This is a genomic window from Microbacterium salsuginis (assembly GCF_012524205.1).
GTDB classification, from domain to species: Bacteria; Actinomycetota; Actinomycetes; order Actinomycetales; family Microbacteriaceae; genus Microbacterium; species Microbacterium salsuginis.
In genome coordinates this window covers 421,849-436,093 of the sequence record NZ_JABACI010000004.1, presented here as the reverse complement: position 1 = coordinate 436,093, position 14,245 = coordinate 421,849, and the positions used below count along the sequence as shown (strand labels likewise).

The 14,245-nt window shown below is 68.5% G+C and carries 4 protein-coding genes; 3 read left to right on the top strand and 1 reads right to left on the bottom strand.

Features of this window, described 5'->3' with window-relative positions:
* The first annotated feature begins 59 nt into the window (after positions 1-59).
* Positions 60-803: a Pr6Pr family membrane protein gene (locus HF576_RS13830; protein ID WP_240948911.1), complete on the top strand. Its 744-nt coding sequence runs from the start codon at positions 60-62 to the stop codon at positions 801-803.
* A gap of 61 nt (positions 804-864) precedes the next feature.
* Here HF576_RS13830 and HF576_RS13825 read toward each other — a convergent pair whose 3' ends face one another.
* Positions 865-9,828, bottom strand: a complete 8,964-nt coding sequence (locus tag HF576_RS13825) for a DUF5979 domain-containing protein (protein WP_168913379.1) — start codon at positions 9,826-9,828, stop codon at positions 865-867.
* 160 nt (positions 9,829-9,988) lie between these two features.
* On the opposite strand from HF576_RS13825, the gene argG reads away from it, so the two are divergent.
* Complete coding sequence (argG, locus tag HF576_RS13820) at positions 9,989-11,431, top strand: argininosuccinate synthase (protein WP_168913378.1); 1,443 nt, start codon at positions 9,989-9,991, stop codon at positions 11,429-11,431.
* Between the two features lie 167 nt (positions 11,432-11,598).
* On the top strand, positions 11,599-14,244 hold the full coding sequence (locus tag HF576_RS13815; protein ID WP_205835247.1) for a penicillin acylase family protein: 2,646 nt from the start codon (positions 11,599-11,601) through the stop codon (positions 14,242-14,244).
* The last annotated feature ends 1 nt before the right edge of the window (position 14,245 follow it).

The window sequence follows — 14,245 nt, the reverse complement described above, 5'->3', positions numbered from 1 at the left end:
ATGGACGGTTACACCCCATCCTATCGATGAGCGACCACCCGGCCCGATATCGTGACCGCATGAACACCACCACAGGGGTCAGGGTCTGGTCCGTCGCGCGCGCCGTGATGGCGCTGATCATGCTCGCTGCGATCGTCGCTCAACTCGCGGCGTCAATGGCACGTGCGACCGAGCTCGATCGCGACGTCGCGACGACATTCGTCAACTTCTTCAGCTTCTTCACGATCCTGTCGAACCTGCTGGCGGCGATCGTGCTGCTGTGGGCTGCGATCTGGTACTGGACCAGGGGACGCGGAGCGGATGCTGAGCCGGCGGGTCTTGCGGTGGCCCTCGCGAGCGTCAGCACCTACATGATCATCACCGGGATCGTCTACAACCTCCTGCTGCGCAACGTGGTGCTGCCTCAGGGCAGCGAGCCCATCCCGTGGTCGAACGAAGTGCTGCACCTCGTCGCGCCACTGTTCCTGCTCGCCGACGTCTTGGTCGCTCCGCTGCGCCGGCGGCTTTCGTGGCGTGCGTTGTGGGCGGTGGTGGCGTTTCCGATCCTCTGGGTGATCTACACGATGATTCGCGGCCCCCTCACCACCAACCCGGTGAGCGGCGATCCGTTCTGGTACCCGTACCCCTTCCTCAACCCCAACAACCCTGGGGGGTGGATGTCGGTCATCATGTACATGATCGGCATCGCGGTCGCCATCATCGGCGTCGGTGCGCTCGTGGTGTGGTGGGGCCGTCGCACCAAGGCACCCCAGGAATCCACCGCCGCACCCGTCGACGACCCGACGGTCTCGTCTGAGGTCTGACCGACGAGCCGGAGCCCGCGAGGACGGGGTCCGCATCGCGTGACCCCGCCTCAGCGTCCGCTCAGTTCAGCCGGCGACGGCGCATCGCCCCGATGACGAGCACCACGCCGCCCGCGATCACCAGGAACCCGAGCGCGAGGGCGATCACCGTCGCCCTCGCCTCGAGACCCGTCGGCGGAAGCGGTGCGATGAACGTGTTGGTGAAGACGATCGCCACCTGACCGGACGCCAGTGTCACCGTGCCGGTGGTACCGGGCTGCTCCTCGCCGTCGATCGTCATCGTCGTGCGGTCGGCATCGCCGGTGTTCGTCTCGGTGACGGTGCACTCGCTGCCGGCCGGCAGGTTCTCGATGTCGGCCGTGAGCCCGCCGGGTCCGCCGATGTCGTACGAGGCATCGTGGACGATCAGGCCCGGAGCCGGATGCGACGCATCGATGAGCACGCACGTCACATCCACCGGGAACGTGCGTGTCACCGTGGACGCCGCCGTGCCGTCGACGACCTTGGCGATGCCGAGATCGCTGACGCCGAACGTGTTCGTGATCGCGACCGACGTCTGGTCTGCAGCATCCGTGTTCGGAAGGGGCGCGAGCGGCGTCGTGGTCGCCGTCTGCGGATCGGCGGTGTCGCCGCCCTCGGTGACCACGATGGTCGTCGACTGGGCGCCGGCGTCGTCGGTCTCGGTGACGGTGCACTCGGCGTCCTCGGGCAGCTCCGTCCAGGTCACCGTCTCGCCGTCCGCGATCGTCTGCGTCATCGCTTCGGCCGCGCTCACCTGCTGCTGGTTCCACAGGCACGAGAGCTCGACTTCGAACGGACCGTACGCGATCGGCTCGCCGTTCTGGTCGACCGCTCCGCTGTCGTCGACGGCCTTGCTGACCGAGACCTGCGCGAAGTTGAACGTGTTGCGCACCTCGAGGCTCGGCTGCGGCTGGTCCTCGACGCTCAGGATGGTCGGATCCGTCACGACGGTGAAGGTGTATCCCTCGCCGTCGCCGGCGACCACGTTGCCCTGCGCGTCGAGGATCTCGGTCGAGTTCGCCCCGCCGTCGTCGACCTCGGTGAGGAGGCACTGCGAGCCGGTGGGCAGGTTCTCCCACAGGGCGGTCGGCACGTCGGCGCTGACGACGCGGATCCGGCCGTCCGGGATGTCGACGACCTCGCCGTCGCGCACGCACCGCAGGCTCAGCTCGAACGCGGAGCCGCCGAACTTGTCGGCGCCATCACCCGCGAAGGTCTTCGTCACCTCGAGCGAACCGGTGAGATACCAGTTCGTCGCGGTCACGGTGACCAGACCGCCCCCAGGCGGCACGATTCCGGTGCCGATCGAGGTGTTCTCGCCGTCGTTCGGCTCGATCACGACGGCGTCGGCCCCGTTGAGGTCGTTCTCGACGACCGTGCACTCCGAGCCTGCGACCACGTCGTGGACAGGTGTGCTCCAGCCGTTCTCGGCGTTCAGCTCGACCTGCTGGTCGATGAGCGTCTCGCCCGCGAACGTGCACGTGACGGTGAACGTGAACGTCTGGTCGAGTCCGAACTGGTCGGCGCCCGCGCCCTCGAACTCCTTGACGAGCACGAGCGCCGTCGCGTCGTACAGGTTCGTGTAGGTCACGGTGTTGACCTCGGCCGTGCCGTCAGGCTGCAGCTCGGGGATCACGACCGTGCGCGTCTCCTGATCGATGATCGGCGCGAGGTCTCCCCCGACACCCGGCACGTCGGCCTCGGTGACGGTGGCGTCGGCCTCGCGTTCGTCGGTCTCGGTCACCGTGCACTCGGAGCGCGCCGGGATCTCGGTGATCGTCTCGGTCTCGTCCTGGTTCAAAGTGAACGTCTCGTCCACCACCGTCTCGCCCTGGAAGGTGCAGACGACGTGGAACTCGAAGCCGGTCGGCACCTCGGGGGCGGCCGACTCGACGAGTTTGCCCACCTCGAGCGACGCCCACTCGTACGTGTTCTCGACCTGGAAGCCGAACGTCTGGTCTGCCGCGGTCACGGTGATCGACTCCGGCGTCACGGTCGTGCCGGTCTGACCGAAGTCGTCCTCGGCCACCGTGCAGATCGAGCCGACGGGCACATCCGGGATCACCACCGGGTCCTCGCCGGGGACGATCGTGACTGCGCCGTCGTCGGCGAGGGGCACGTCGGCCCCCTGCCAGGTGCACGACACCGTTGCGGTGAACGAGTCCGGGACGGGGAACCCGTCGGGAGCGTCCACGGTCTTGGCGACCGAGACGGCACCGTTCTCGAACTCGTTCGTCACGGTGACCACGACCGGGGTGGCGCCCTCGCCGATGATCACCGGCGTCGGGTCGATCGTGGGCGTGCCGGTGGCGAAACCTGCGTCCGTCTCGGTGAGGGTGCACTCGGCGCCCGTCGGCAGCCCTTCGTAGAGCGCCGTACCGGCGCCGGTGATGGTGCGCGTCGCGCCACCGGGGACAGCCACGTCGACAGTCTCGCCGTTGACGACCCGGGTGCACGCGAGGCTCACCTCGTACTCGTATGTCGTCGCCGGGTCGAGCGCGTCGGCCGGTGCACCGTCGAGCTGCTTCTGCACCTCGAGCGAGCCGATCGTGAACGTGTTGGTGATCGCGGCCTCCACCGGCACCTGTGGGTCGTTGCCCACGGTGACCGTGACGCTCGGGGTCGACGAGTTCGCGCCGCCGTCCGCGGTCTCGGTGACGGTGCACTCGGCGCCGGTGGGCAGGTCCTCGACCAGCCACGTGGTGTTCGTCGCGTTGAGCGTGGCCGAGTCCTCGAAGACGGGGTTCGGCGTCACGCCGTCGAGCGTGCACGACATCTCGACGGTGAAGTCGGCTGTTCCCCACCCACCGGGGTCGACGATCACCTTGGTGACTTCGACCGGTCCGGTCGTGAACGCGTTCTCGAATCCGACGAGCGTGAGCGCGGTCGTCGAGCCCTCGGCGTACGGGAGGATCGTGAAGGATGCCTCGGTCGACGTCGCCGGATCGCCCGCGACGCCGTCTTCCGTCACCAGGACCGTGGTGACGGGCGCGCCGCCGGCATCCGTCTCGGTCACGGTGCACTCGGCGCCCGCCGGGATGTCGGAGAACGTCTTGGACTCGCCGTCGGCGAGCGTGAACTCGAGATCGACCTCGGGGATGGTCTCCTGGTCGAGGTAGGTGCAGCTCGCCTCGAAGGAGTACGTGCGGTCGTACACGATCGGGATGTCGTCCTGGTTGACGGCGCCGCCGTTGTCTACGCTCTTCTCGACGGTGAAACCGCCCGCCGCGTACTGGTTTGTGACCTGGATCGATGACTGCTCCGGGTCGCCGCTATAGGGGTCCCAGACGGACGGTTCCTCGCTCCAGTCACGGTCGGCGATCACACCGTCCTCGGGATCGACGGTCACTGTCACGCCCGGGATAACCGGGTCCTCGACGACGGTGCACGTCGAGAACAGCGGCAGGTTCACCGGACCACCGGTCGTGCTGTTGTAGGCGAGCACCGTGCCGTCGGCGGCCACCGACGGACGACTGGCGTCACTGCCGTCCTCGTGCAGAAGGGTGACAGCCTCCCCGCCGGAGGTGCACGTCACGAGCAGCGGGTAGCTCTCGGGCAGGTCGACGTCGGTGGCGAAGTCGGGCGCCTCGACATCCTTCGCCAGCAGCAGTTGACCGGTCGCGGCGGCAACGCCCACCTTCTGCGGCTCGACGACGAGCGACGGCCGCTCGGGCTGCGTCACCGTCGCGTTCGAGCGGGATGCCGTCGCGAAGGAGTTGTACGCCACCGGGAGACCGTCGGGGACGGCCGAGTTGGCCGGCAGCACGAACGGCGTCTGCGTCTCGTATGTCAGGCGCAGCGTCTCGCCGGGGCGCAAGCCCGGAGGGGGCGACAGCACATCGGGGTTCTCGTACTCGAGCACCATCATCATGCTGCGCGCCGCCTGGAGCGTCGCGGGAGACGCCAGCTCCCAGTCGAAGTTGCACGTGGGATCTGCCGAAGCGTTCTCGGTCCACACCTTGATGGCATTCGTGTTGCATGCCTGGGTGAGCTGCACCGGCGAGAGGTAGACGCTGTAGCTCGCGTATTCGCTGTCGACGAGCTCGGGCAGGTTGGCCGAGAACGTGCCGGAAAGCGTCACGGGGAACTCGGATTCGCGATCGGCCGGGACGATGACGCCCTGGTCGCCGACCTCGGGCAGCGTGTCGACGGCGGCGACCACTCGGGCACTGGTGTTGCCGGCGTTGGTGAAGTCGATGCGCCAGGTCTCCTCGCCACCGGGGCGGGTCACCGGAGCGCACGGGTACGAGTAGAACCCGTCATCGGTCACGCCCGGGACGCTCGGGTCGCACGCGGCTGCGTCGCCCTCGACGTTCAGCACGCCGAGGTCGTCGTCTCCGGGGACCGCGGGGTCACCCGCGTTGTTGCCCTGCACGTACTTCTTCGCGGCGATCGTCGCACTGGCCAGCGGCGTGATCTCGGTGTCGGCCGAGCACGCCGCCACGCCGGGCGGGGTGTTCTCCACCGGCTTCGGGGTCAGGTCGACGCCGTTCACGACGGTGGTCCCCTCGCACGTCTCGAACAGGCGATCCGAGGTCACCGTGACCTCGTTGCTCACCGTCGTGTCCGGGGTCACGTCATCACGGAACATCAGCGGCGCGTTCACCGTGAGCGTCCAGCCCGCGTTGAACACGAAGTCGGCGGGACCGTCGATCGAGAGCTCGCCGGTGTCTTCGTTGAGGGATGCCGTGAACCCGGGGTCGGCCGGCGCACCCGGCCCGGACAGCGCGAAGGTGTATGCCGTCGGATCGGGTTCCACGAGCAGCGAGCCCTCGGCATCCGTCTCCACCTGGTCCACGACGTGGAAGCCCGTCATGTCCCACTGCCCGCTGTTCTGGACCACGATGATGTACGGGATCGTGCCGCTCGGGCTGATCAGCGTCGACGACCCGCGGGTCTTGGTGATCCTCACCGCGTTCGGGCGGTGCAGTACGACCGCAGAGTCGGCGGCCTGGCCCGTCTGCTGGAATTCCTGGGCCTCGCCGAACTGCGCGGTGCTGAACGACTGGACGTCGTCGCTGATGACGCCCAGCTCGGTCTCGCCCGGGTTCGGCTGCAGATCCGGACGTGTGGTCGACACCAGCACCGTCGGGTCGCTGCGCAGGAACTCGCGGCGCTCGGTCGTCAGCGAGAACGTGAGTTGCGGGTTGAACGGCCGCTCCCACTGCACGACGTCGCCCTCGGCGTCGACCTGCTGGGCGCGGAAGCGCACGCCGACGACGGTGCCCTCGTCGGTGACCCCGTCGGGAAGGTCGAAGGTGACGGTGCTGCCGGCTGCGGCATCCGTCCACTCGCCGTCGGCCCAGCACGGCGAGTCATCGGTGATCGGAAGGCCGTTGCACGTCGCGACGAGCGCGCCGCCGACTTCGGTGTAGACCACGTCGCTGCCCGCGTCGTCGTCGACCAGCACGTCCATCGCGACCTGGTTCACCGGCGCCGGAACGGTGATCTGCGCCGAGGCGTAGTCCATCGTGTTCCAGAACGTCGCCGTCGTGTCGGTCAGGCTGAAGAAGGTCGTACGAGCGGTGCCGTTCGGGCGCCCGCCGAGCGCGGTGACGTAGGTGTTGGACTGGTCCTCGTAGATCGATGCCGGAGTGATGGACTTCGTCGTCTCGATGGCATAGCTCGCGGCCACGATGACGAACTCGTCGCTGGCGTCGGCCGCGCCCGTGCCGCACTGGTTGTCGGCGCATTCGTCGAGGACGGGGCTCTCGAGCTGGGTGTGCGCGTCGTTGACGATGCTCTCGCCGTCGGGGGTGACGGTGACCGGCTGGGACGGATCCGAGCGGAGCATGTCGCGCAACTGCCACGTCAGGGTGAGCGAGCCCGTGGCGGTCGACGGAATGACGGCGCTGCCGTCGCCGGAGCGGAAGGCCACCGACACGCCCGTCACGTCGGCGAGGTCGCCCGGCGCGAGGGCGAGAGCCTCGGCGTATGTGTAGCCGGTCGTCGCGCCGTCGCGGTCGAGGGTGATCGTGGTCTGCGCCTCCGAGATGCCCTGCGGACGCTGGATCGCGTCGATGTCATAGAGGTTCAGCGTCTCGAACACGGTGGGGTCCGGCTGCGTCGCCGACGGCTCATCGATCACCATGCCCGACACGCGCGAGGACGAGGTGTTCGTCGCGACGAGCGTGGCGCTGATGAGCGGATAGTCGCCCGGGTCGACGCCCGCGGCCGCGTCCGGCAGACCGAGCTGGTCCTGATCGAAGTCCTTGGTGAGCGCGGCATTGATCGGCTCGTCCACGATCAGGATCGTGTCGTTGTCGACGTCGACGCTGTCGACGCCGGTCGCGGTGTTGACACCGCCCGCACTCGCGGTGTTGTCCACCAGGCCGGGCTCACCGGTGTTGTAGGTGTAGGTGTGCAGATCGCCCAGCACCCACTGGGACGGGTCGCTGCGGAGCGTGTCGCGCACCCGGAAGTCGAGATCGAGCGGCCGGCGGTCGTAGGACGAGCCGACCCCGGCCCCCGCGGTGCGCTCCGTCAGCACGATGCGCACGGCGAGCGCGTCGGCGGCCTGCGGGCCGGTGAGCGTGTAACCGCCAAACTCGCCGTCGCAGCCGTTCGCGCAGGCCTGGGCGGTGATGTCGGTCCAACCGACACCGTCGAGGTACAGCGACACCTCGGTGACGACGTCATCCACGATCAGCGGGTCGGTGTCGGGGGTGATCGGATCGATCCGGACGAGGTCGAACGCGTCGTAGACGGTGGCGACCGTGTTCTGCGGATCCTCGGTCTCGGAGATGTCGGTGAGGGTCATCTCCGAGATGTTGAGGCCGTCGGTCGACCACCACAGGCGCGCGGTGCGCACTTCGCCCGACTGCGCCGGAACGTCGTCGTCGGGCGTCCACTCCTTGTCGAGGAAGTCGGGGCCGGGACCGCCGTCGATCGGCAGCAGATTGATATCGTCGGAGGCATCGGCGGTGTGCTCGCCACCGGCGTCCGGGTTGTCGACCAGCGACTGAGCGGTGTTGGTGAATGTGACTTCCTCGTCGTGGGGATCGGTCACCTCGACGTCGATGTGCGTCACGACGGTGAATCCGGGCTGGAGCAGTTCCGGGCATCCCTCAGCGTCCATCGGCAGGTATTCGAACTGGATGCCGCCGATGTCGTCCTGCAGCTCCGTCGGGATCTGGTACGACCACAGCTGCTCCGGACCGGGCACTTCGGTGGCACCGGGGAAGTCGGTCCACGGGCCGTCCGGCTCGTCCCAGTACCGCACGGTCAATGTCGTGCATTCGGGGATATCGGTGTTGTCGATCTCGGTCGCCGTGAAGTTGTCCCAGAACTCCGACTCCGCCGTGGGATCGACCGGATCCGAGATGACCAGCCTCTCGGAGCCCGCGTTGGATTCGGGGGTGACATTGCCCGTGAGCGTGATGTCGGCATCCGTGCCCGGCACCCCCCAGATGGTCTCGGGGGCGATCGACTTGGTCACCGACGTGTCGAGGAAGAGGGGTTCGATCGTGAAGGGCGCCTCGGCGTCGTCGACGCCGGTCTGACCCTGCGTGTTCTCGACCGCGGTGTCGACGACATTCGTGCTCGCGACCGCCGTCTCGGTCGGGAGGGCCGTCACGTCCATGGGGATCGTCGTGTACGCGCCCGACACGATCCCGTTGCCGGTCGACGAGTAGACGACCGTGAAGCCCTCGACAGTGCACCCGTCGGTGGGAGCAGGGAGGGTGTCAGGCGTCGTGGTCGACGCGGTGCTCTCGGCGCAATCGCTGTAGGTGTAGGTGATCTCGGCCGAGGTCGCCGCCACCGGCCAGGCGATTCCGTCCCCGAATCCGTCGAAGGTCAGGCCCTGCTCCGTGAACGTGGCCGTGCCGGCCGACGGCTCGGTGACCGTGAGCGTCTGCACGTTCTGCGCGCCGACGGTCGAGGTGATCGTCGCGGTCGTGCTCTGGCCGCTGGTGAGCGAACTGTCGGCGAACGACTTCTCGACGGTCACGTCGGGCAGGCGCTGGGCGATCGTGATGCTCGCGTCATCGGGGACGGGGTCGCTGGTCTCGCCGCCGGTGGCGACGGTCGACTGCGCGTCGTTGGTGACGGTCACATCGGTGTCGTCGGGGATGTCGGCCACCGTCTCGTTCGTCACCGTATGCACGACGACATTCCCGGTCGCACCGGGCGCGAAGGTGCCGGTGAACGTGACGCGGATACCGCCGGAGTCGCTGATCGGATCCGGCACGGTCGTGGTCCAGGCGCCGTCGACGTAGTACTCGGTCGTCGTGCTGGTGGTGCCGGTGGGTGCGGTCACGTCGTAGTCGGTGACATCGAGGTACCCGCCGAACTCGCTCGGCGGAGTGATGGGGTCCTGCACCACGATCGTGTCGACGTTCTGGTTCGAGTTGTTGCCGGGAACGACCGTCCAGTCGACGGGCTGTCCCGCAACGGCGGGGATGGTGCTCGTGGGCGAGACCGTCTTCACGATGCTCGGCACGAGGGTCGTCTCGACGTCGAGGATGATGTCGGCGTATGCGGTCACCACCGGGGCGTTGTCGCCGGTGGTCGTCGCCGTGTTGGTCACCGTCGCGCCGTCCCACGTGCCGTCGGTGGCGGGGTCGACGATCGCGTTCACGGTGACCGTCATGGTGTAGCCGCCCGGCCACACCACGGGATCCACATCCACGTCGAGGCCCGGCGTCACGGTGAAGCTGTTGCCGGCCGCGTCGACCTGCAGGTCGTACTCCCCCGCAGGCTGACCCGCAGGCGGGGCGATCGACACGGTCACGGGGTTCGGGATCGCCGGGTTGAAGATGAGCGGATCGGGCAGCGGGTCGCTGAGCACGGTGTTGAAACACCCCGCCTCGGTCGGCGCCGAACACGCCACGCTGATCTGATAGGTCACGCTGTCGCCGGGACTGAAGGGTCCCGCTTCGACGGCGGTCTTCGACATCGAGAAGGCGGCGGCGTTTGCGGCCGGCGCGACTCCGAAGACGACGGATGCGGTCGCCAAGGCGACCACGGTGAGTCCTGCCAGCCACCGACGCCGACGTTGCATGTGTTCCGACCCCCTGAGCCACAGTTGGGGTCAGCCTAGGGCCAGATCAGGGGCCAGATCTAGGGCTGCCGGGTGAGAGGGAAGTGAACGAAGTGAACGCGTGGGGCTCGCGCGGCCGCCTGGCCGCGGCATCCGGATGCCCCTCACTAAACTGGTTGCCATGTCAAAGGTCCTCCAGTCCCTGCCCGTCGGCGAGCGCGTCGGCATCGCCTTCTCGGGAGGTCTGGACACCTCCGTCGCCGTCGCCTGGATGCGCGACAAGGGCGCCGTCCCGTGCACGTACACCGGCGACCTCGGGCAGCCCGACGAGGACGACATCGCGTCGATTCCCGACCGCGCGCTCACGTACGGCGCCGAGCTCTCGCGCCTGGTGGACTGCAAGCCGGCGCTCGTCGAAGAAGGCTTCGGCGCCCTGGCGTGCGGCGCGTTCCACATCCGCTCCGGCGGCCGCACCTACTTCAACACGACGCCCATCGGCCGCGCCGTCACCGGAACGCTGCTCGTGCGTGCCATGAAAGAGGACGGCGTCGACATCTGGGGCGACGGCTCGACCTACAAGGGCAACGACATCGAGCGGTTCTACCGTTACGGCCTGCTGGCCAACCCCGCGCTGCGCATCTACAAGCCGTGGCTCGACGCCGACTTCGTCACCGAGCTCGGGGGCCGCAAAGAGATGAGCGAGTGGCTCGTCGAGCACGGCTTTCCGTACCGCGACTCCGCAGAGAAGGCGTACTCCACCGACGCCAACATCTGGGGCGCCACCCACGAGGCCAAGACCCTCGAGCACCTCGACGTGTCGCTCGAGACCGTCGAGCCCATCATGGGCGTGCGGTTCTGGGACCCGGCCGTCGGGATCGAGACCGAGGACGTCACCGTCACGTTCGACGCCGGCCGCCCGGTCGCGCTCAACGGCGTCGAGTACTCGGACGCGGTCGAGCTCGTCCTGGAGGCCAACCGCATCGGCGGCCGCCACGGCCTGGGCATGAGCGACCAGATCGAGAACCGCATCATCGAGGCGAAGTCCCGCGGCATCTACGAGGCGCCCGGAATGGCGCTGCTGTTCATCGCGTACGAGCGCCTGGTCAACGGCATCCTGAACGAAGACACCCTCGCGACCTACCACGAGCAGGGCCGGCGCCTGGGCCGCCTGATGTACGAGGGCCGCTGGCTCGAGCCGCAGTCGCTCATGCTGCGCGAGTCGATCCAGAAGTGGGTGGGCTCGACCGTCACCGGCACGGTGACGCTGCGCCTGCGCCGCGGTGAGGACTACACGATCCTCGACACCACCGGCCCTCGCCTGTCGTACCATCCCGAGAAGCTGTCGATGGAGCGCGTCGGCGACGCCGCGTTCGGTCCCACCGACCGCATCGGCCAGCTCACGATGCGCAACCTCGACATCGCCGACTCGCGCGTACGCCTCGAGCACTATGCCGCGGCCGGCATCATCGGCGGCACCACGGGCGAGCTGGTCGGCCACCTGTCGCAGGGCGAGGCCGGCGAGATCACCGAGCGCACCGAGCAGCTCAGCGCCGAGGAAGAAGAGCTCGCAGAGGCGACGGATGCCGCGAACGAGGCATCCGCGTTCGATTTCGGCACCGACTGACCCGAAGCCGGCGCATAGTCCGACCTGCGTGCTGGCGGCGGTGCAGATTCGGCACAGGGCACGCGGCGGGTTACGATTCCGAACGGTGCCCAGCGACCCGACGCGCGGTACCGGGTTTCGTGCCGCGTGGTATCGCGTGCCTCCCTCGCCGACCGGAAAGACCTTCAATGTCGAAGCCGCCCAGCTCGCCTTACGCCATCGATGACGACGCCCCGCGCGGACGTTCGATCGGGCGCAAGATCGGCATCACGCTGTACAGCGTGCTCGCCGGGGTCGTGGTGCTCGCGTTGATCGCCGTGGGATTCGTGGTCTACACGGTGCAGCGGTCGTTCCCGCAGCTGAGCGGGGAGGTCGCCGTCGCCGGGCTCGACGACCAGGTCACGGTGCAGCGCGACGGCCTCGGCATCCCGACCATCACGGCCGACTCCAAGCACGACCTGTTCTTCTCGCAGGGCTACGTGCACGCGCAGGACCGGTTCTGGGAGATGGACTTCCGCCGGCACGTCACCAGCGGCCGGCTTTCGGAGCTCTTCGGCGAGTCCCAGCTCGAGACCGACCGCTTCTTGCGCACCCTCGGCTGGCGCGAGATCGCCGAGCAGGAGGTCGACGCCCTCGGCGACACCGAGCGCGCCTACTACGAGGCGTACGCCGACGGTGTGAACGCCTATCTCGCCGAGCACGACGGCCCCGACGCGTCGTTCGAGTACGCGGTGCTGGGCCTGCAGAACTCCGGCTACGAGATCGAGCCTTGGACGCCCGCGGACTCGGTGGCGTGGCTGAAGGCGATGGCCTGGGACCTGCGCTCCAACATCGAGGACGAGACCGAGCGCGCCGTCATCGCGCCGGACTTCACGCAGGCCGAGATCGACGAGCTGTACCCGGCGTACCCGTTCGACCGAAATCCGGTGATCGTGCCCGAGATCTCGACCGTGCCGGCCGTCGGCACCGTGCCCGACATCGCCGAAGACGGCGAGGCGACGGATGCCGAGACAGAGGCCGAGACCGAGTCTGAGCCGTCGGCCTCGGTCGAGTGGACCGAGGTGAGCGACGTCGTGGCCGCCGTCAGCACCCTCGTCGGAGGCGTGGGCGAGGGCATCGGCTCGAACTCGTGGGTGGTCTCGGGCGACCTGACCGAGTCGGGGATGCCGCTGCTCGCGAACGACCCGCACCTCGGCGCATCGCTGCCCAGCGTGTGGCACCAGATCCAGCTGAAGTGCGGCGACGTGTCGGAGGAGTGCCCGTTCGACGTCGCCGGCTTCGGCTTCGCGGGCGTGCCGGGCGTCATCATCGGCCACAACGACCGCGTCGCGTGGGGCTTCACCAACCTCACCACCGACGTGACCGACCTGTACCTCGAGAAGATCGAGGGCGACTCGTACTGGTACGACGGCGCGCTGGTGCCGCTCGAGGAGCGCACCGAGACGCTGAAGGTCGCCGGCGGCGAAGACGTCGAGCTCAGCATCCGCTCCACGGTCAACGGCCCCATCGTCTCGGGCCTGACCGACGACTTCACGGCGATCGCTGACGAGCCCTTCACCGGCACCGACGGCACGGTGACGGCGCCGACGGCCGCCCCGGACGGCGAGTACGCCGTGTCGCTGAAGTGGACGGCTCTCGAGCCCGGCACCACCGCGACCGCCATCTTCGCGCTGAACACCGCCCGCGACTTCGACGACTTCCGCGGCGCGGCGGCGCAGTTCGACGTGCCAGCGCAGAACCTCGTCTACGCCGATGTCGAGGGGAACATCGGGTACCAGACGCCCGGCAAGCTGCCGATCCGCGGTGCCGGCGACGGGTCGATGCCGCAGCCGGGCTGGGACTCGACCTACGCATGGCAGGGCTTCATCCCGTTCGAGGAGCTGCCCGTCGTGTACAACCCGGAAGACGGCTACATCGTCACGGCGAACAACGCGATCGTCGGCGACGACTACCCGCACTTCCTCACTCGCGACTGGGACTACGGGTGGCGTGCCGCGCGCATCACCGAGATGCTGCAGCGCCGCATCGCCAACGGCCCTCTTACCGCCGAAGACCTCCTCGCCGTGCAGGCCGACAACCACTCCTTCATCGGGGTGCGGCTGACGGCCGCCTACCTGGACGTCACGACCGGAGATGACGAGACGGATGCCGCGCTCGATCTGCTGCGTGAGTGGGACGGTCAGAACGCCGCCGACTCACCGGCCGCCGCGTACGCCAACGTGCTGTGGGACACCCTGGCTCGCAACGTGTTCGTGGAGGAGCGTGAGAACCCGGTGCCGCTCGGCGACCAGGGCCGCATGTTCCTCGTCGTCGACACCCTGCTCGACGACCCCGAGTCGCCGTGGTGGACGAACCAGGCGCTCGGCGTCGCGGGCATGACAGACATGCTGAAGCGCTCGGCGATCGACGCGCGCGAGCGGCTCACGGCGATCCAGGGCGACAACCCGTCGCGCTGGAACTGGGGCTCGCTGCACGCGCTGCCGCTCGTGAACGACACCTTCGGCACGTCGGGCATCGCCCCCATCGAGTGGCTCTTCAATCGCGGACCCTTCGCGGTCGGCGGCGGCTCTTCGGTGGTCAATGCCACCGGCTGGTCACTCGGCTCCGACTTCGCGACGGTGACGGTTCCGTCGATGCGCATGGTGGTCGACCTCGCGGACTTCGACGCCTCGGGCTGGAACCACCTGACGGGTGCGAGCGGCCACACCTTCCACCCGAACTACATCGACCAGACCGAGGCGTGGCAGCGAGCGGAGCTGGCCCCATGGGCCTTCACGCCCGATGCGGTCGACGCCGCGACCGTCGACACGCTCGTGCTCACGCCCGGAGGCTGAG